General features: G+C 57.4%; 18 protein-coding genes. 12 read left to right on the top strand and 6 right to left on the bottom strand.

What is annotated here, in order from left to right; translation table 11 throughout:
• Positions 1-67: 67 nt before the first annotated feature.
• Positions 68-2875: a CBS domain-containing protein gene (locus JTM80_RS01570; protein WP_205370436.1), complete on the bottom strand. Its 2808-nt coding sequence runs from the start codon at positions 2873-2875 to the stop codon at positions 68-70.
• Between the two features lie 107 nt (positions 2876-2982).
• On the opposite strand from JTM80_RS01570, the gene psbZ reads away from it, so the two are divergent.
• Positions 2983-3171 (top strand): photosystem II reaction center protein PsbZ, encoded by a 189-nt coding sequence (psbZ, locus tag JTM80_RS01565; RefSeq protein WP_068508879.1) that lies wholly within the window; start codon positions 2983-2985, stop codon positions 3169-3171.
• A gap of 20 nt (positions 3172-3191) precedes the next feature.
• A complete protein-coding gene (gene ribH, locus JTM80_RS01560) occupies positions 3192-3770 on the top strand; it encodes a 6,7-dimethyl-8-ribityllumazine synthase (protein ID WP_172353847.1) in 579 nt (192 codons plus the stop codon).
• 30 nt (positions 3771-3800) lie between these two features.
• On the opposite strand, the gene murB is transcribed toward ribH, so the two are convergent.
• From murB to JTM80_RS01545, 3 genes are all read right to left on the bottom strand, one after another.
• Entirely contained in the window at positions 3801-4748 is a 948-nt protein-coding gene (gene murB / locus JTM80_RS01555) for a UDP-N-acetylmuramate dehydrogenase (RefSeq protein ID WP_205370435.1), read from the bottom strand.
• A 295-nt stretch (positions 4749-5043) separates the two neighbouring features.
• The gene (murC, locus tag JTM80_RS01550; RefSeq protein ID WP_172353846.1) at positions 5044-6648 is read right to left on the bottom strand and encodes a UDP-N-acetylmuramate--L-alanine ligase; all 1605 of its coding nucleotides are present in this window, start codon (positions 6646-6648) and stop codon (positions 5044-5046) included.
• Positions 6649-7371: 723 nt separating this feature from the next.
• Complete coding sequence (locus tag JTM80_RS01545) at positions 7372-7527, bottom strand: hypothetical protein (RefSeq protein ID WP_172353845.1); 156 nt, start codon at positions 7525-7527, stop codon at positions 7372-7374.
• A 197-nt stretch (positions 7528-7724) separates the two neighbouring features.
• Here JTM80_RS01545 and nadD point away from each other — a divergent pair, with 197 nt between their 5' ends.
• From nadD to JTM80_RS01495, 10 genes are all read left to right on the top strand, one after another.
• Positions 7725-8402, top strand: a complete 678-nt coding sequence (gene nadD / locus JTM80_RS01540; protein ID WP_172353844.1) for a nicotinate (nicotinamide) nucleotide adenylyltransferase — start codon at positions 7725-7727, stop codon at positions 8400-8402.
• A gap of 162 nt (positions 8403-8564) precedes the next feature.
• Positions 8565-9188: a TetR/AcrR family transcriptional regulator gene (locus JTM80_RS01535; RefSeq protein WP_068508874.1), complete on the top strand. Its 624-nt coding sequence runs from the start codon at positions 8565-8567 to the stop codon at positions 9186-9188.
• 163 nt (positions 9189-9351) lie between these two features.
• Positions 9352-10026, top strand: a complete 675-nt coding sequence (locus tag JTM80_RS01530) for an HAD family phosphatase (protein ID WP_172353842.1) — start codon at positions 9352-9354, stop codon at positions 10024-10026.
• A 144-nt stretch (positions 10027-10170) separates the two neighbouring features.
• Entirely contained in the window at positions 10171-11742 is a 1572-nt protein-coding gene (locus JTM80_RS01525) for a hypothetical protein (RefSeq protein ID WP_205370433.1), read from the top strand.
• 1 nt (position 11743) lies between these two features.
• Positions 11744-12823: a HAMP domain-containing protein gene (locus JTM80_RS01520; protein ID WP_205370431.1), complete on the top strand. Its 1080-nt coding sequence runs from the start codon at positions 11744-11746 to the stop codon at positions 12821-12823.
• Between the two features lie 218 nt (positions 12824-13041).
• Positions 13042-14364, top strand: a complete 1323-nt coding sequence (locus JTM80_RS01515; protein ID WP_205370430.1) for a hypothetical protein — start codon at positions 13042-13044, stop codon at positions 14362-14364.
• Positions 14365-14475: 111 nt separating this feature from the next.
• Positions 14476-15570, top strand: coding sequence for an arginine 2,3-aminomutase (gene blsG / locus JTM80_RS01510; protein WP_205370429.1), 1095 nt, complete (start codon positions 14476-14478; stop codon positions 15568-15570).
• A gap of 199 nt (positions 15571-15769) precedes the next feature.
• Positions 15770-16531: a MinD/ParA family protein gene (locus JTM80_RS01505; RefSeq protein ID WP_172353837.1), complete on the top strand. Its 762-nt coding sequence runs from the start codon at positions 15770-15772 to the stop codon at positions 16529-16531.
• A gap of 57 nt (positions 16532-16588) precedes the next feature.
• On the top strand, positions 16589-17299 hold the full coding sequence (locus JTM80_RS01500) for a diacylglycerol/polyprenol kinase family protein (RefSeq protein ID WP_172353836.1): 711 nt from the start codon (positions 16589-16591) through the stop codon (positions 17297-17299).
• A 285-nt stretch (positions 17300-17584) separates the two neighbouring features.
• Positions 17585-18886, top strand: coding sequence for a valine--pyruvate transaminase (locus tag JTM80_RS01495; RefSeq protein ID WP_172353835.1), 1302 nt, complete (start codon positions 17585-17587; stop codon positions 18884-18886).
• 261 nt (positions 18887-19147) lie between these two features.
• Here the strand turns inward: JTM80_RS01495 and rplL are convergent, their stop codons facing one another.
• A complete protein-coding gene (gene rplL / locus JTM80_RS01490) occupies positions 19148-19546 on the bottom strand; it encodes a 50S ribosomal protein L7/L12 (RefSeq protein ID WP_172353834.1) in 399 nt (132 codons plus the stop codon).
• Between the two features lie 102 nt (positions 19547-19648).
• Complete coding sequence (gene rplJ, locus JTM80_RS01485; RefSeq protein ID WP_172353833.1) at positions 19649-20182, bottom strand: 50S ribosomal protein L10; 534 nt, start codon at positions 20180-20182, stop codon at positions 19649-19651.
• Positions 20183-20225: the final 43 nt, after the last annotated feature.

Below are 20225 nucleotides of genomic sequence, written 5' to 3'. Positions count from 1 at the left end.
ATTCCCAACCATCCTACCGTGATCGGGATGCTCCTATGTTTACAGCAATTTACCGCGATTTTCAGCGCTAGCGCTGGGGAAATTGGCAAGCTAGGAGATGCTCTGCCTGTTGGCGCAGGGTCTCTGGGTCGCCCTGCAACTCGCCGTCCAGCGTCGCCGCCAACAGCCTATCTAGCATGGGTTTGAACTGCTTGCCGGGTTTGTATCCAAGGCGCTTGAGGTCGTTGCCGTCGAGGGGCGGTTTCACTTGCGACCAGACGGTGAGATAGTGCCAGATTAGGCGGCGGCGGGGGCGCGGGCTGCGAACCGTTAGCAGGGCCAGCGTGGGCAGGTCATAGGCGGCGAAGTGGCGCACGATCTGGCTGGGACGCAGCGGTTCGGCAGAGTGGTGCATTGACTGCTCAAAGTCATCCAGGGCAGTTTCAACGGCGTGCAGGCTAGCGAGGCGCTGGATGCTGTCGGCAGGAAGCTGGAGTCCAGCGGCGATGCGCTCTCGGACGCTAGACGGATCGTTGGGTGCAGCAGGTTCCGGTGCGTCTGTGGCGGAATCGGCGGGCAGGTGAGCGATCGCCACTTCTAGCAGCAGTAGCCAGTGTTCTAGCCGATGGTCAGGGTCAAACCGGGTCAGCCAGCGATCGCCCAGGCGCAGTTGCTGCCATAGTTCTGCGTCCAGCGTCAGGGCGGGGTGCAGGCAGCGCAGTGCGTCCAGGTCAGCCAGTTGCCGAATGGCTGCTTTCCAGTAGGGCGCTTCCAGGATGAACTTGAGTTCGCGCCGCAGACGGGTTTGCAGCGCTGGGGCCCGGTTCATTTCTTCCTGAATGCGGAAATAGACCCCGCTGGCGATCGCATGGCGAATTTGCGCCTCCGTTTGCGGGTCGAGGGTGAACCCCAGGCGCACAGCAAAGCGCACCGCTCGATAGATGCGGGTGGGGTCTTCGATAAAGCTGTTGGCGTGGAGGACTCGAATCTGGCGATCGCGCAAATCCAAAATGCCGCCGAAGAAGTCGAGCAGTTCCCCCCGGCGCGGTTGGGTCAGACGAATTGCCATTGCGTTGATGGTGAAATCGCGGCGATAGAGATCCTGGCGAATTGAGCTGGCTTCGACTTCGGGGTTGGCAGCGGGGTAGGGATAAAATTCGGTGCGGGCGGTGGCGATGTCGACCCAGAGCGAGCCAAGCTGGGGATGGTGATGCCAGGTGAGGGCGGCGGTTTGAAATTTGCCGTGAACCTGGAGGCGGGCTTCGGGATGCTGCTGCTGGAGCGATCGCGCCAGTTCTACACCTGCTGCCTGATCGGCCGCCTGGTGAAAGCCGTCTACAACTAAGTCAATGTCTGGCAACAGCAGCGGCCCGTGGGTTTGCAGCAGCAAATCGCGCACCGACCCGCCCACCATGTATAGCTGCCAGCCCCGCGCTGCGGCTAGGTCGGCCGTGTCTCGCAAAATGTCCCACAGGGCGGGCACGAGGCGATCGCCCAGCATCTCCCAAATCGCCTCCGGCAGCGGACACAGGCCGCCGCGCCCGGTTGTGCCATTCAGCGCCTCGCCTTCCCGCTGCTGCCACACCTGCCGCAGCACGTCCGTCCGCGTCACAATGCCCACTAGGCGATCGCCCTCCAGCACAGGCAGTCGCCCAATGTCGTAGGTCACCATGAGCGATTCGATTTCTGGCAGCGGCGTACTGGGGGTGATGGTTTTCACATTCGTCGTCATGTAGCCCTTAACCGGGGCGTGCCCAAAGCCGTGGTGAAAGGCAATGTCCAGATCGCGGCGAGAAATCACGCCCACCAGCCGATCCTGCTCGTCTACCACCGACAGACCAGAATGCCCGTAGCGCAACAGAATTCGCTGGGCCTCGGCAATGGTGACATCGGGACGAATGGTGCGGACGGGGGACGACATCAGGCTGCGGGCCGTGGGCGGGGTTGGAATCGCAGTGCGTAGCCGCTGCACCAGTTCCGTTAGCGTGGCTTGAGGAGCGCTCGTTCGCAGCGTTACCGCCGCTGCCGTGGGATGCCCCCCGCCACCCAGCGGCTTGAACAGGGCCCCCAGGTCTGCCACTGCGCCGCGACTGCGCCCGATCACCGTCAGACGCGACTCGCCCAGGCGTTCCTCCGACTCGCCCGATTCAACTTGGCCATACTGCGCCGCCAGCAGCAGCATGTCACTTTCCGTCAGCGTGGTCAGGTGGCTGGCCAGGCTGGAGAGGCCGGGAATATAGTCTGCCGTGGGCAGCAGCACCCACGCCAATCGATAGCCCTGCACGGTTTCGGTGTGGAGCTGATCGAGGGCGATCGCCAGCAAGTCTTGAAGCTGGGGCGACAGACCCGGTTCCACATAGGCAGCGATCGCCTGCACGGTCGCACCCTCCTGCATCAGCCAGGTGAGCGCCGCCGCATCGCGCACGGTGGTATGGTCGTAGGTCAGCGACCCCGTATCGACATGAATCCCCAGCGCCATCACCGTTGCTTCCGCAGGCGTGAGGCGAATTTGGCGCTGCTGCAAAGCTTCCGCGATCAGCGTCGTGGTTGCCCCGACAGCTTCGATCTGCTGCGTTTTGGCAGGAATGTCGCCGCCGCCCTCTGGATGATGGTCGTAAACGGTGATTTCTACCGGGAGATCCAGCCATTCCGCTGCTTTGCCGAGGCGATCGCGCCATTGTGTGTCTACTACGGCGATCGCCCGAATATTTTGCGGGTTCACGGCCCGCCGCTCGATCAGCGCATACTCATCCCGGTGCAGTGCCAAAAATTCCTTGACCGCAGGATGACTGCCCCCGGTCAGCACAATCCTCGCCCCCGCCCACAGCCGCGACAGCCCGACCGCCGCACCCAGCGTGTCGAAATCAGCCGTGGTATGGCAGAGGATGAGATCCATGAGGGTTCAATTTCTGATAGCTTAACTACTGGGGCTATTGGGGCACGGGGTTTGCTTCTAGTCTGCCTTATAACATTTCATCTTTAGCTGTGTTGGGAGGAAACGCGATGTCCATTTTGTTCCAGCTTGCGCTTGCCGCTCTGGTCTTGCTGTCGTTTGTGATGGTGGTGGGAGTGCCTGTGGCCTACGCTTCGCCCCGCAACTGGGATCAGTCCAAGCAGCTTCTATTCCTGGGTTCCTTTGCCTGGGTGGCGCTGGTGATTGTGGTTGGTGTGCTGAATTATTTCGTGGTATAGAAACCAAGTCTGGTAAATTCATGGCCGTTTTTGAGGGAACGTTTACCCAAACCGAGTCGTTGCGCTTTGCCATCGTGATTGGGCGGTTCAACGATTTGGTAACGGGTAAGCTGCTGGAGGGCTGTCAGGACTGCCTGAAGCGCCACGGCATTGATCCAGATCCGCAGGGCACTCAGGTCGATTATGCCTGGGTGCCAGGTTCTTTTGAGATTCCGCAGGTGGCGCGGCAACTGGCGCTGACTCGCCGTTATGACGCGATCATCTGCATCGGCGCAGTCATCAAAGGGCAAACGCCCCATTTTGACTATGTAGCAGGCGAGGTGTCGAAGGGCATTGCAGCTGCCTCGTTTCAAACGGGGGTGCCGGTCGTGTTTGGCGTGTTGACGACAGACTCGATGCAGCAAGCGCTGGAGCGAGCGGGCATCAAGAGCAATAAGGGTTGGGATTACGCCATGAGCGCGATCGAGATGGCAACGCTGATGCGCCAGATCCGCACGGCAAATCCTGATCTGGGCAACGGGCTACCAGCGGCAAACAACCCGCAGTTGCCGTCGCCGTTGAAGAGTGCGATCGCCCCGACCGATCCCGACGGATTCTAGCGCCCGACTGGTTCTAGTGTTGGTGAACCGCTAAAACTCTCCCCAAATCTTCACCTCTGGCTCCAGTGTAATGTCCCAACGCTGGGAGACTTTTTCCTGGACATGGCGAATCACGCGGTACACGTCACTAGCGGTGGCGTTGCCCAGGTTCACGATGAAGTTCGCGTGCATAGGCGACACCTGCGCCCCGCCAATCTGGAAGCCCTTTAGCCCGGTTTGCTCGATGAGCCAGCCCGACGTGCGCGGTTCGGGGTTGCGAAAGACACTGCCGCAACTGGGCAAATGGTAGGGCTGAGTGGCGTGGCGGCGCTCCTGGCAGGCGCGGGTTTCAGCCGTCACCACCGCAGCGCCCGCACCAGGGCAAAGCTGGAAGGTTGCCTGCGTCACCAAACGGCTGGTGTCGCCTTGAAGAATGGACGTGCGATAGCGAAAGCCTAGATCCGCTGGCGAGAGTTCCTGCGTTTCACCCGCTTGCGTCACCAGCTGAGCCTTTACCAAAATATCGGCGGTGCAAGCCTGGTGTGCGCCTGCGTTCATGGCCACTGCGCCGCCAACGGTGCCGGGGATGCCCACGGCCCACTCCAGCCCGGCCCAGCCCCGATCCGCCGCTTTCCAGGCTAGACGGGCGATCGGTTCTCCTGCGGCGGCCGTCAGCCGTCCAGTTTCTTCATCAAACTGGGTTTGGCGCAGATGGCGCGTACAAATGACCAGCCCTGGCAAGCCGCGATCGCTCACCAGCAGGTTAGACCCCAGCCCCAGCAGCGTGAGGGGCAGCCCTTCCGCCGTTGCCCAGGCAAAGCACGCCCGCAAATCCTCCACGGTGCGCGGCGAGACGAACCATTCCGCTGGCCCACCGACTCGGTAAGACGTGAACCCGGCTAGAGAGACCATCGGGCGAACCGCACAGGTCGCACCAATGGGCGTAAAGGGAACGCGAGGTTCAAAACTGGGCTGAGGGACTGGGTTGGCCAATGTCATAACCTGAGGAAACGCAGTGCAGACGCTAGAGCGCACAAGAGTCTGAGTCAAGACTCCAGGCCAAGACTCCGAGCGCGGCAAAACAGCAGACGGCTTCTTGCTGCACCGTTCTGAATCATGCCGCTTTTCAGTTTAAACCCGGATTGAACCGGGCCCAAAGCACCCCTGCGAGAATCTGCGCCAGAAGCTCTCAGCGCTGACCCTGGCATCGACCCCAGAACTGACCGCTATGCTGCCGGAAGACGACCGTTTTAGGCAGACTTTCAGGCAGACTGATAGAGCTTCAAGCAGACTGTTAGGCAGACTGATAGCTTGCCAGTGCGGTCTGGGCTTCCAGGGTTTGATGGGCAGACACCAGTTCTGGAATGATCCGGTTTAGGTTGCCCGCACCCAGGAACAGCGCCAAGTCCCCCGGCTTGAGGGCGCGGGCCAGGAAGGCAGACACGTCATTCAGCGTGGGCTGGTAAATGACGTTGGGATGGTGCTGGGCGATCGCCGTTGCCAGGTCTTCTCCAGAAATCCCCGTCGGATTGACTTCGCCTGCGCTGTAGATGTCGGTGGTAATTACTAAATCGGCATCGCCAAACGACCGAGAAAATTCTTCCAAAAAGACCTGCGTGCGGCTATAGCGGTGGGGCTGGAAGATCGCCACCACGCGCCGCTGCTCGCTGGCAAAAGACTCGACTCGCAGCCGCGCCGCCGCCAGCGTCACCTGAATTTCGCTGGGATGGTGGGCGTAGTCGTCGATAAAGAGGATTTCGTTGGCTTCGCCGCGCAGCTCGAACCGACGACGGGCCCCCTGAAAGCTCTTGAGAATCGTGGCGATTTGGTCAAATTCCAGGTTGAGATGGCGACCCACGGCGATCGCCGCCAGGGCATTGCTCAGGTTGTGGCGACCCAGCACCGTCAGCTTCAGCGTACCCAGCAGCGTGCCCCGCTCCCACACGCGGGCCGTCGTCCCTGCGGCTCCATACACCACCTGATCCACCGTGTAATCAGCGCCCAAGGCAGGATTGAGGCTGTAGCTGATATGCGGCGGCACTTCCGCCCGCAGCAGGTCACAATCCCAGCAGCCCACCAGCACCTTGCAGTTATCAGCAAAGGCTTGGAAGGTTTTGACCACTTCATCCACCGTGGCATAGTGGTCGGGATGATCTAGCTCGATATTGGTGATCACGCCGATTTCAGCCGCCAGCTTCACCAGCGAACCGTCCGACTCGTCCGCCTCAGCCACCAGATACTCGCCCTGCCCCAGTCGCGCATTGCCCTCCCAGGCGCTGACCTCGCCCCCGACCACAATTGTCGGGTCAATCCCTGCCCGCAGCAGCAGATAGCCAATCATGCTGCTGGTGGTGGTTTTGCCGTGGGTGCCCGCAACAGCGATGCCGCGATATTCCTGCATCAGCGCCGCCAGCAGGTCAGAACGATGAAAAATCGGACAGCCCAAGTCTAGTGCTGCCCGGTATTCAGAATTATTGGGGTTAATAGCGGTTGAGCAAATAACCTGCGGCAAGAGTTGGGAACTAGGGGCGGGATTCGGGGCGATCGCCCCACGAGCCACGGGTTCTGCACCCACGCTAATCACGGCCAGATTGCCAGCTTCTTCGGGAACAGCCCGCACCACTGCTTTGCCGTTGGCATCCGCTCCAAAAAATTCCAGGTTAGAGGCATCCTGGCTCAAAAAGATATGAGCGCCTTCTGCCTGCAATCTTCGAGTAATGTCATTTAGGCAGATATCTGACCCAGAGACGGGCAGGTTCCGCTTGGCTAGGATGTAGGCAAGCGCCGACATACCAATACCGCCGATGCCGATGAAATGGAACGGCATACCGCTAAAATCAACAGGATTCAACGTCCTCACTCCTTCTACACCACACCACACAATGTCACGCGATATCATAGCAAGAATTACTTTTTCGGGATAGCTAATGGGGCGATTCACGTCCTGAGTCAGATCAGAGGTATTGACCGAGGGGCTGAATGGCTCAAATAACTGGTTGGTTAATATCTTGAGCCAAATCTTGAGCCAAATAGGGTTGACGACTAAACGAAGCATCATCTGAAAGAACCAAATTAAGAACTAGGTGCCCCCATTGAATAACTGCCGATAATGACTGCCAACTTGCAGCGCTTTGTAAAAAGAGTCAAGTAAAAAGTCAGCCTACCTGCCGATCTAAAACTTGCCTCTAAAGTATTGCCTTGAATAACTGCACAAATCTAGTTCATAGACTCATTTAGTTGAGTTTAGGAACTCCTTGAAAGTCAGCATTTGGTAAACCTCTGAAGCCCCTGACTGGCTGTTTCATGGAGCGTTCGTAGGGGCAAGGCAATGCAAAATCTGCTCTGCTTTTGCCCGCGCGAGGCGGATTAAGATCCAGCTTTGCCCGATCCTCCCAGTTCTTAATCGACACACTCCGAAACGAGACATAGATTGTGTATAAACGCTTGAACCGACACTTAATCAGCTCTGAACTTTCTGCAAATCTGAACTTTCTGCAAAATTCCCTAAAGAACTCTGCCCTAGAGAATTTTGTCTTGTTGCACCACAAAGACTTGAAAAACTACTGGTTGCCTCAGAGGTAGGCTGGAATTTACACAATCTTACTCAAGATTCCCAAATTTATTACGGTAATTGCTGAAATTGCTGAATCTTTGAGCCTGTCTTGAGGCGTACCACAGTCTGAGGGAGTGGCTTGATTGGGCGATCGCCCCGATGCACCTCGTTGCCAAGCAAGTCGCCAAGCAGTTGCCAAGCAAGTCGCCAAGCAATGGGATACATCCCGACGCGCCCATCGAATGACCCTGATAATGGCGACCCCTGATAATAGCAGAAGCGGGCAAGTCCGCCGCTCGACAGTTCTGTTATCTGGCAATACTCATGAATACAGCGCCCACGTCCCTGATTTCAGGACAAGTTTGATTTCAGGACAAGATTCGGACAGGCTTGAGATGTCCTGCCCGTGATTTCAAACCCCTATGCAACGTCTGGGCATTTTTGGAGGCACGTTTAACCCACCCCATTTTGGGCATCTGCATATCGCGGAGTCTGCTTTGCGCCAAGTGCAACTCGACCGGGTGCTGTGGGTTCCTGCGGCGGTGCCGCCCCATCGCCAGGGACAGGATCTGGTGTCGATCGCCCATCGGCTGGAACTAGTGAAGCGGGCGATCGCGCCTCACAAGTCCTTTGCACTCTGCTGCGTCGATCCCAAAACAGCGGGCGATCGCTCCTACGCCATCGACCTGCTCCATCAGCTAGAAACGCAATACACGCAATATATAAGTAACGATCATGAAATCGAAGCTGCCGATAATCAATGGTTTTGGGTTATCGGGCAGGATGCCTTTGCCACGCTGCCCCGCTGGTATCGTCGTCGGGAACTCATTCCCCGCTGCACCTGGCTGGTTGCGCCGCGCCGTCCCAGTAGCCTTGCCGCCACTGCCGCTGCTACTCCCGCTACCACTCCTGCCGCCACCGTCCAGATTCTCCAGTCCCAGGGGATTGACATCCGCTGGCAGCAGCTCGACCTGTCGCCGCTAGACATTTCCTCTAGCCAAATCCGGCAGCGCGTGGGCGATCGCCTGTCTATTCACACCCTCGTCCCCGATGCCGTGCGCGAATACATCGAAGAGAAGCAGCTTTATTCAGTGCCCTAATCCCTAATTTCTGTAACAGGTGTGTCTTTTCTGGGTTTCCCGATCGACAATGTTGCATACGGATAAGCGGTGGGGCGATCGCCCTTCCGTCTTCCATTTCTTGACCACTTACCCCACAACTCTCTCTATCTCCCCCGCTCCCCGTCCCCTCCGACTGGCGCTATGCCTCTCTTTCAGCGACCCCCCCAGACCGAAGGCGAAACGCGCACGCGCATCCTGCGGGCGGCGCAGCGGCTGTTTGCGCGGCGGGGCTACGACGGCACAACGACACACGATCTGGCAATCGAAGCAGGTGTGGCCGAGGGGACGCTGTTTCGACACTTTGAAAACAAGAAAGCAATTTTGGTGGAAGTTGTAACCCAAGGCTGGGTGGAACTGCTCACCGACTTGCTGACAGAACTCAGCGAAATGGGTAGCTCTAGGGCGATCGCCCAGGTGATGCGAAAGCGAATGCTGAACCTGCACCAAAACGCCGACATGCTGCGGGTGTGCTTTTTGGAAGCACAGTTTCATCCCGATTTGCGCGATCGCATCCAGACCGAAGTCATCAGCAAAATGACCGATGTCGCCGAAGCCTTCTTCCAGACCGCGATGGACAACGGCATCTATCGCCGCATGAACCCGCGCACAGTTGCCCAGGTATTTCTAGGAATGTTTACGGTGGCAGGCTTTAGCCGCGACACGATTATGCCCGAACAGTCCTCCCCCGCCGCCATGCAGGAAATGGCCGAAGGCATCGCCGATATCTTTCTCCACGGCGTGCTGGCAGACTCCAGCGAAGCATGAAGCGATTTTAGATTGCCGATTTTTAGATTGCCGATTTTAGAGTTTGGATTGTTGACTTGCCTCGCCCAAAATCCAAAACTCAAAATCCAAAACCCAAAATCCTTTCCCTCTCTTCTTTCTGTCATACTGCGGGTGACAAGACGCAGGCAGAGGGACGTTTGGTATGTTGAAAGCGCTATTGTTTGACCTGGATGGAACCGTTGCCAACACAGACCCGCTGCACTACCAAACCTGGAAGGCGGTGATGGCAGAGTTGGGCATGGAAATCGACCGCGAGTTTTATGATGCCCACTTCAGCGGGCGGCTGAACGAGCAGATTGTCCGCGATTTGCTGCCGCACTTATCGGCAGAGGCGGGTGCAAAGCTGAGTGCCGAAAAAGAGGCCCGATTCCGCGAACAGGCCACGGGCATGGAACCAACGCCGGGACTCTGGGACGTATTGCACTGGATGCAGCATCACGAGTTGCAGCGGGCTGTGGTGACGAATGCGCCCGTGGAAAATGCAGCGTTCATGATGAAAACCCTGGCCCTAGAGCCGCTGTTTTCGGTAGTGGTGCTGGGTGATGAGTTGCCCAAGGGCAAGCCCGATCCGCTGCCCTACCAAACGGCGCTGGACTGTCTGGGCGTGTTGGCAACCGAGGCGATCGCCTTTGAGGATTCGCCCTCTGGGATTCGCTCGGCGGTGGGTGCGGGCATTCCCACAATCGGCATCGCAGCAACCCATTCGGCCGAGGAACTAACCCAGTTGGGTACGCTGCTGGTGGTTCAGGACTTCACCGATCCGCGTCTGTGGAGCCTGCTGGAATCAGCCAGGAGTCTGCAACCTACCCATTCCTAAACACCGGGCTTCAAATCCCCAATTCTGGAGGCGCGTTCCTTCACGAAAGCTTGTTGTCAGGCTGGTGAACTCGCTCCGATTCCGGGCAACCTACGAAATAGGACAGACTGCGAACTTCATTAGACACAGCGTCGTGATGTAGGGGTGCCTCTCCAGTGGCGATCGCCCGTGCAGGTTGCAAGGAACTCTGGATCAAACCCAAGTTGGGCCGCCAAGAGCGTTGTCAGCGAATATGCCGTCAGCGAATATGCCGTCAGCGAATATGCCTGGTGCTTTGGGCAAGGTTCGCCCTGCATCTCCGCGATCGCGACCCTGTGCTGGCTTTCGCCGGAATCCTCCCAGAACTGCGGAATCACCCATGCCCTTGCCATGCCCTTGAATGTTAATCAATTTCTGAACGTGCGAGCCGACGAAACCAGGCTGGTGCTGACGCTGGGCTTTGCGCTGTTTGCCAATGCCCTCGCCCAAAAGGTGTCGGAAATCGCCTCCCTGAGCAACTTTCTGGTAGACGTGGGGCCGTCGCAATTTTTGGTGGTGCTGGTTCTCAGCAGCCTGATTACCATCGCCATGACGGGATTACAGTCTCTCTGGGTCGATCGGTTTGATCGACTGACGATGGTGCGCGGCATCAGCGCGATTTTGGCGCTGTCGTTCATGGTGTTGCGGCTGATGTTTTTGCTGAGAACCCCCGGCTGGCTGAACTACGGGCTGTTTTATCTGCTGTCGGATCAGCAGTTGATTTTCTTCCCGATGGCGTTTTGGGTGCTGTCGAGCGATGTGTTTGACGTGGCACAGAGCAAGCGGCTATTTCCCCTATTGGGCAGCCTGGGATTTGCAGGCAGCCTTGTAGGAATTGGGATTACGGCGCTGTCGCCGGGGCTATTTTTGCATTTGCAGATCAAGCCAGAGGAACTGCTGATGCTGAATATCCTGCTCTATTTCCTGATGTATGTAGGGCTGGAAATGGGGCTGAAGGACACCAAATTGCGGCAGATTCAGCAAAAGTCGGAAACTCTGCGTGAGGCCCTGTCTGAGGGCTGGGAGTTTGTTAGCCAGGTGCCTGCGTTCCGCTATTTGATGGTTTCCATTCTGGCGATGATCGTCTGCGAAACGATTGTGGAATACCGATTTTATGCGGTGTCGGGCGGGGCGATCGCCAATGCGGGCACCTACCAAACCTTCCTCAGCCTGTTCACGCTGGGGCGCACGGTCGCCTATCTGGGCATCCAGACCTTCCTGACCCAGCGGCTGATTACCCATCTCCAGCTTAAGGATCTGTTCCTGGTTCAGCCCGTCAGCAGCCTGCTGGGCGCTTCGGCGATGCTGGCAATGCCGGGACTGGGCGGGGCGATCGCCGGAGTGTCGCTGCAAAAACTCCCTCAGTACAGCATCGACGAAACTGCTCGCAAAGCCTTTGCCGGACTGGTTCCAGAGGAGCGGCGGGGGCGGGTGAGCCTGTTGCTAGACAGCTACTTGGTTTCCTTGGGCAGTATTCTGGGAGCGCTGATGACGGGAGCCATCTTGCTGGTGGGGCGCTTGGGATGGGGCGATCGCCTGCCTCCTCACCTGCTGTATCTGGGCGTTGCTGGGCTAATGGCGCTGCTGTCGCTGTGGGCCGTGTTGCAGATGCGAGCCGTGTATGACAAAAGCCTGCTCAACTGGCGGCTAAAGCGTCGTCAGCGCGGCAAGAGCGTCCTCGACAAACTGGAGTTTTAGCGTGCAAAAGGTTGCCATGAGCCAGATCACCTCCTCTGCATCTGCTGCCAAACTGGCGGAGAGACAGCGCTTTTGGAGTCTCCGCTGGAAACTGCTCACGGGCTTTACGCTGGTGTTCAGCACGGTGTTTGCGGTGGTGTATTGGTGGTTCTACAACTTTTCCACCGAAAAGGCGATCGCCCGCCTCAAGCAAGATCTGGAAAGTACCGCCATTGGCACTGCCCACGACATCGACGCAGAGGAACTGCTGGCACTGTATAAAACGGGCGAACGCAACGCAGAGGGCTTTTCAGACGATCCGCGCTATCTGCACCAGTTGGAATGGTTTGAAACCGCGCACCGCATTTCGCCCAATGTCTACGCCTACAGCTTCATCTTGGGCAAGCCGAGCGAAAACCGCCGCATCGGCAAACCAGCCACGACAGGCGATGAACTGGAGGCGATATACCTGGTGGATTCCCTCTGGCGATTTTTGCCAGAACGGGCGCTGCCGTTTTTGGAACCCGACAAGCCCTCACCCTACTCGCTGCGAGCCTTTCAGGAGGGCGAAACGGTCAACCGCGACCTCTACACTGACCAGTGGGGAAGCTGGATTTCCGCCTACACCCCCATCCGCGACAAGAATGGAAAAATCGTCGCTGTGCTGGGAGCCGACATCGAAGCCGATCACGTATTTGAAGTACAGCAACAATTGCGCGATCGCCTTTTGCTGTCGTTTTTGGCAACCTACGGCACGCTGTTTAGCCTGGTCTACCTGCTGTCGGGCATTTTGTCTCGCCCGCTGAAGGAACTATCCGCCGCCGCCGAGCGCATCGGGGAAGGCGACTATAGCCAGGATCTCACTGCACTGAGCAAAAGCGAGGTGCAGGACGAAATTTCTACCCTTGCTCGCGTGTTCCAACTCATGGTAGACAAAGTGCGCCAACGGGAAGAATCCCTCAAACAGCAGGTGGCTAGCCTCAAAATCGAAATCGATCAGGTAAAACGCCAAAAGCAGGTGCAGGAAATCGTGGAAACTGATTTCTTTCAGGATTTGGTCGTTAAGGCGCGGAAGCTGCGAAATCGGCCAATGGAAGAATAAATTTGGGGTGAGTTGTTGCCTGGCGACGCGGCGTAGCCATTCACCTGCTCAGCCAATTGACGCAGGCTGATCTGCTCAGCCAATTGACTCAAGCTGATCTGCTCAAGCTGATCTGCTCAAGCTGATTTACTCGAGCTGATCTGCTCAAGCCAAATGGTCTTGGCATTTGCCGGGCTGCGTCACCATTCACCTGCTCAATCACCTGCTCAATCCCAATCATGCTCGCACCTACCACTCCCTTAGTCATTCTGGGCAATACGCTAGAGGCAAACGGCTATCTGCTTTATCGAGAGCCAGATTTGGCAAGGCGGGAGGCGCTGATTCGCGGATTTCGGGTGGCCAATGAGCGATCGCTCTTGTGGCTGGGCGATCGCAAGCTGGTAATCACCGAAGCGCCCGTTGCTCATGTGGACTATTTGCGAGATCGGCTGGGCTATTCGCAGCTTCAGCACGCCTGCCCAGAGCATTCCTCAGATTCCATCTGTGCCGATATTTTGCGAGAGTCTGCGCTGCTCCAGCGGATCGTAGATTTTGCAGACGATGCGGGCGCACTGCAACTCATTCCCTACGCCACTACGCCTGCGGTTCACAAGCTGGCGGATCTGCTGCGACAGACCTATGGGCTGACAGTGTACCTGCCGGAAAGTCCTGCACCCGATCGGCTGTGGCTGCGGGAGTATGTGCAGACGAAGCTGGGCTTTCGGATGCTGGTGGGGCAGTGGATGGGGAATTGGCTGCCGGAGGGCTATGTGGCGCGGAGTGTGGAAGAAGCAGGGGTGATCGCCCACACGTTTCTTCAGCGCGGTCAGGGCTGCATCGTCAAGGCCAATACGGGCTTTTTGGGCATTGGGCATACGGTGTTTCGCCCAGAAGCCGCCCCCAGCCTGGACGAAATGCAATCAACACTCCGGCAAAATCCTTACTACGCCAATGATCTGCTGATTGTGGAGGCGCAGATTCCTAGCGCTCAGGCGCTTTCTCCTTCAGCAGAAGTCGTCGTACCTGCGAATCGAGCTGAGCCGCCCTATCTGGCGGCCATTTGCGCCCAGCAGGTGCTGCCATCGGGCGCTTATGCAGGGGAACTGGTCAGCCCGTCCTGGGCCGATGCATCCTGGTATGCCGACCTGAGTGCCGCCGCCTTAGAAGTCGGCAAAAAACTCCAGGCAATGGGCTACATTGGGCACTTTGATCTCGATGGAATTGTGGATGACGCGGGAACCCTATACCTGTTGGAGGTCAACGCTCGGCGCACCGGGGGAACGCATGTGTATGAATTGGCCCAGTTTTTGCTGGGAGAGCGCCGGGCGCAAACAGCGACCCTGCTCAGCCGCACCAGTGCGCCATGTCCTGCGGTGAACTGCTGGGCTGACCTGGAAAGGGCGATCGCCGATCTGCTGTTTCCGCAAGCTTCGGGCTGGGGCGTGGTGATCACAAACAGCGCGGGGCTAGTCCGGCATCAAATCGGCTACGCCATTCTGGCGGCCAATCAGGCTGATGCGCTGGCTCTCCAACACGCGCTCACAACTCGACTATCTCTCTAAGCGACAGGGCAGCAAAGTGTAGAAATTTCGATTCTCAGGGACTAACCGCGCAAATCTGCGTAACTGAAGCCCTTTGTCGTAAATTTTGGCTGAAATCGGGGGAATTCATCAATGCCGAAAACACAGGATTTGGTTTGGTCAGACTGGCGATCGCAGCTTCAGCACCGCATCCAGACCCTCGAAGACTTGCAGCAGTGGGTCCACGTCACACCCAACGAGGCAGAGGCAATCCGGGCTTCGGCTGGGAAATATCGCTGGAGCATCACGCCCTACTATGCCTCGCTGATGGATCGCGACGATCCCAACTGCCCGATTCGCCTCCAGTCTGTGCCCGCGCTGCAAGAGTTCCAGTCCTTTCCTGGCGCAGAACCCGACCCGGTCGGCGACACGGTTTATCGCAAAACGAACCGCGTCGTTCACAAATATCCCGATCGCATCGTGCTGCTGGTGACGGAGGTATGCGCTGTATACTGCCGCCACTGCACCCGCAAGTTTCACACGACCGACCTGGAGGGCACATATTTTGAAACCAGCGAGGCAGCCTCCTGGGAGCAGGATTTTGACTATATCGCCAGCCATCCCGAAATCCGCGACGTGCTGCTGACGGGCGGTGATCCGCTGACCTATTCTGACGAAAAGCTGGAGCTGATTATTTCCCGATTGCGGAAGATTCCCCACGTAGAGGTGATTCGGATTGGCAGTCGCTATCCGGTGCTGCTGCCGATGCGGATTACGCCAGCGTTTTGCGCCATGCTGGAGAAATATCATCCCATCTGGCTGAATACGCATTTCAACCATCCCAAGGAGATCACGCCGGAAGCGGCTGAAGCGTGCGATCGCCTCCTGCGGCACGGCATCCCGGTGCAAAACCAGAGCGTGCTGCTGAAGGGCATCAACGATGACCTAGAGACCATGCGATCGCTCCTGCATGGACTGCTCAAAATCCGCGTCCGCCCTTACTATCTCTATCATTGCGACAACGTGACGGGCGTGTCGCACTTCGCCACCAGTGTGGAAAAAGGGCGAGAAATCATGCGAGGATTAATGGGTCATACCACCGGATTTGCCGTGCCCCAATATATCGTCACTACGAAACTAGGCAAAATTCCCTTGTGGGAAACCCAGGTTCATCGTGACGAGCAGGGCTACTGGCTGGAAAATTATCAGGGTGAAATCCTCCGCCTTGCCAAATCAGACGGATACTAGCAGCATCCAGGATTGAGCGATTGCCCGTATCACTCTTTCTGTATCGCTCTTTACTGCATCGAAACTGCATCGAATCGATCGGTCTGTATCGAGCTGTATTGATCTGGATCGGCTGCCAGTACCCGCCATTTCCGATCTATCATTTCCGGGTCTACCATTTCCTACCCGCCCCGCCGACGCATTTTCTTCGAGGTTTTTCATGTCCAAAGTGGTTTCCGTTCACTCCTATCGAGGCGGCACCGGAAAGTCCAACACGACCGCAAATCTGGCCACCATGATTGCGCGGCAGGGCTATCGCGTGGGCATTGTAGACACGGATATTCAGTCCCCCGGAATCCATGTCCTGTTTGGCTTTGCAGAAGACGACATGGAGCGATCGCTCAATGATTACCTCTGGGGGCGGCGCTCGATTTCTGATGTAGCCTACGACGTGACCTCGGTGCTGGAAGGCAAGGGGGGCGATCGCAGCAAAGTCTACCTCGTCCCCTCCAGCGTCAAGGCAGGAGAAATTGCCCGCGTGCTGCGCGAGGGCTACGACGTGGGGCTGCTGAATGAGGGCTTTCGGGAACTGATCGAAACCCTCAAGCTCGACTATCTGTTTATCGACACGCACCCCGGACTGAACGAAGAAACCCTCTTGTCGATCACGATTTCTGATGTGCTGGTGCTGATTCTGCGTCCCGACCAGCAGGACTATCAGGGGACAGCAGTGACGGTGGATGTGGCCCGCAAGCTGGAAGTGCCCAAGCTGCTAATCGTCGTGAACAAGGCTCCGCAAGTGCTGGATTTTAACCAACTCAAGCAGCGCATTGAGGAAACCTACGATGCGCCTGTGGCAGGCATTTTGCCCCATTCGGACGACATGATGGTGCTGGCTAGCACGGGCATTTTTACAATGAAGTATCCCAACAATCCGCTGACGAACGTGGTAGAGGCGATCGCCCATCAGGTCATGGCCTAGTTGCCGCGTGGCTCGCCGGATGGATACTCCACCAGATATTCCACCAAAGGATAACCCTTGCTGAGTGCCCTCCCCTGGTATGCATCTGCTCCGCCGCTGTGGCTGCAACTGGCGGCGGCGGCGCTGTGGGTGGCGGGAATTACGCTGCTGGCGGAAGGGCTAAATCGGTTTCAGCTATTGGAGCCGGAAACCGTCCGCAAAATCGTCCACATCGGCACCGGTAACGTGATTCTGATTGCCTGGTGGCTCAAGATTCCGCCCTGGGTGGGGCTGAGCTTTTCGGTGTTGTTTAGCCTGGTGGCGCTGGTGTCCTATCGGTTCCCGATTCTGCCTGGGATCAACAGCGTCGGGCGCAAGAGCCTGGGCACTTTTTTCTATGCCGTCAGCATCGGCGTGCTGATTGCCCTGTTCTGGCAGGCGCGTCCGCACTATGCTGCGCTCGGCATTTTGATCATGGCGTGGGGCGACGGGCTGGCGGCGCTGGTGGGCCAGTCCTTGGGGCAACGCCGCTACAAAATTGGCGACATCGAAAAAAGCTGGGAAGGGACGCTGACGATGGCGCTGGCGAGTTTTTTGGTCGGTGGGCTGGTGCTGGGAATTTCTCAGGGAACCGCGGCGCTGTGGGGCGTGGCGGCCCTGGTGGCGATCGCCGCGACGGTTCTCGAAACTTTCTCAAAATGGGGCATCGATAATCTCACCGTGCCCATCGGCAGCGCCCTGCTGGCCTCTGCTTTGGTGGAACAAGTTGGGCTGGGCGGTTTGGGTTAGAAACAAGGGCGATCGCCCTCCTCCCTCTCAAGTTTGCCCGCCGCCCAGAACAATTCCATCCAAAAATCGCCCCAACTGTCGGATTGACAGAAGCCCTTTTGTCGCGCACATTACATAAATCTGGACATTAAATCTGGATATAAATCTGGAGGCCGATCTGGAGTCGAGGCTCAGGTGCAAAGGATTGGTGCCGCTTGCCTCTTCCTACATCCCGTCGATCCCTGTTCGAGTCAGCGTTTCGGAGCCGTCTTTCCCCATCTCTCACCCCTCACCCCTTACCCGCCTATGCGTCCTGCTCTCACTCAGTTTGGCGAACAGATGTCCCACCTGACCGGGGTGCGGGCGATTATGAAGGACATTATCGAAACGCTGCGAACTGCCCAGGGACGCGAGTTTATCAACCTGAGTGCGGGCAATCCGGTGATTTTACCAGAGGTGGAGCAGCTTTGGCGCGACTGTACGATAGAACTGCTGGACAGCCCTGAATATGGCGAGGTGGTGTGTCGCTATGGCTCTAGCCAGGGCTATCAGCCGCTCATTGAGGCCGTAATCGCAGACTACAATCAGCGGTATGGGCTGAACCTGGGCGATCGCAACATTCTCATCACCCCCGGTAGCCAGTCGCTCTACTTTTTGGCAGCAAACGCGCTAGGCGGCTACACCACCGACGGACGGCTGAAGCAGATCGTGCTGCCCCTCAGCCCGGACTATACAGGCTATGGCGGCGTGACGCTGATTCCCGAAGCGCTGCGGGCCTATCGCCCCCGTTTAGAAATCGATGCCGCCGCCCATCGCTTCAAGTATCGCCCCAACTTTGACCAGCTTGAAATCAACGCAACCACGGGCTTTGTGCTGTTTTCTCGGCCCTGCAACCCCACGGGCAACGTGCTGACGGATGATGAGGTGCGGAAAATCGCGGCAATGGCGGAACCCTACGATGTGCCTGTGTTTGTCGATTCGGCCTATGCGCCGCCGTTCCCGTGTTTAAATTTCACCGAGATGACACCGATTTTTGGCCCAAATATTGTTCATTGCACCAGCCTCTCAAAAGCAGGATTGCCTGGTGAGCGCGTGGGCATTGCCATTGGCGACGAGCGTGTGATTCAACACCTGGAGGCATTTCTCACGAATCTCTGTCTGCATTCGCCCCGCTATGGACAGGCGATCGCCTCCCGTGCTATTCGCTCTGGTCGCTTAGCCGCCATTTCCGAGCAGGTCATCCGCCCCCACTATCAGCAGAAATTTGCCGCCCTAGAGGCTACGCTAGACGAGGCCATGCCCACAAACCTACCCTGGTTCTTGCATCGGGGCGAAGGGGCGATCTTTGCGTGGCTCTGGCTCAAAGACTTGCCAATGAGCGATTGGGAGTTTTATCAGCAGCTGAAGCAGGCGGGAGTAATCGTCGTACCCGGTAGCCCGTTTTTCCCCGGCCTGCAAGAGGACTGGACCCACACGCAGGAATGCTTCCGGATCAGCCTGACTGCCTCCGAGTCGGAGCTGGCTGAGGCAATGCGCCGACTCGCGCAAGTCGCCGATCGGGTCTATGCTCAATCGAGCATCAGCCAAACAGAACTGGCAGCCCGTTAGCCGTCGCATCGGCAAAAACGCAAACCAGCAAAAGCAAGCCATCAAAAAAGGTCGTCGCAAATTGGGACGACCTCTTTTATGAATTACGCGGTTGGACGATTTCTCGCGGGCGCAGCCCACGAGAAATTGTCCAAAACCCAGAAAGCCTATCGCAAGTGCGTAAGTCCTGTCTTTTTTAGGTTTGTAGGAATCAAGGCTGTAGAAACGAGGGATCAGATGCCAGAGGCAAAGCCTTTAATGCTGACTTCTAACCCCCAAACCCTACTTGATGGCGACCTTGCCACCGGCTTCTTCCAGCTTCTTCTTGGCTTCTTCGGCGGCTTCCTTGGGCACTCCTTCGCGTACAGCCTTGGGCGTGGATTCCACCACTTCCTTGGCTTCCTTCAGACCCAGACCCGTCAGTTCACGGACGATCTTCAGCACGGCGATCTTCTTGTCGGCAGGTACGTCTTCGAGAATCACGTCGAATTCGGTCTTTTCTTCGACTTCCTCAGCCGCAGCCGCGCCACCGCCCGCGCCCGGAGCCATCATCATCATGCCGCCAACAGGAGCCGCAGCCGTCACGCCGAAGGCTTCTTCGATTTGCTTCACCAGCTCGGCCGCTTCCAGCAGGGTCAGCGTCTTGAGCTTTTCCAAAATTTCATCGGTTGCAGTAGACATAGTTTTCCTCTACGAGTTGAATTTCCAAACCACGAAACGATAGGAGCAAACATTGGAACCATTGGTCAAAGCGCGATCGCCCCAACCGGGCTACACACTCCACTAGGCAGCATCTTTGTCCTTGTCGGCGATCGCCTGCGTCACGCGAGCCAGCGAAGACGGCACTTCCTTGATGCCTACAGCCACCTTGGTCGCCACCGCGTTGATTGCGCCTGCAATTTGCCCCATCAGTTGTTCCTTCGACGGCAGATCGCCGATGGCTTTCACGTCGTCTTCGGTCAGGGCACGCCCTTCCATTACGCCGCCGCGCAGCACGGTCTTTTTAGAGACCTTCTGAAACTCCTGATAGGCTTTGATCGCGCCGCCTACGTCTTCTTTGATTAGCAAAAAGGCCGAAGACTCTTTGCACAGAGCTGTCATCGGTTCCCAAGTTGCGTCGCCCTGCACGGCAATCCGCATGAGCGTGTTCTTGGTTACTTTGCACTCTGTTCCCGAAGGACGCAACCGCCGCCGCAAATCGGTAATTTCGGCAACGGTTAGCCCCCTGTAGTCAATCACGACGGCCATTTGAGACTGGCTCAAACTCTCTTTGAGTTCTGCGACAATCTCTTTTTTGTCCTCTAGTGTTCTACCCATCTCTGTCTCACCTCCTTAGCTTTGGGTGTGAATCACCAAACTT

The sequence above is a fragment of the Thermoleptolyngbya sp. PKUAC-SCTB121 genome, from assembly GCF_016919485.1.
GTDB lineage: Bacteria > Cyanobacteriota > Cyanobacteriia > Elainellales > Elainellaceae > Thermoleptolyngbya > Thermoleptolyngbya sichuanensis.
The sequence above is the reverse complement of the archived record's forward strand: the minus strand, read 5'-3'. Positions and strand labels throughout refer to the sequence as shown.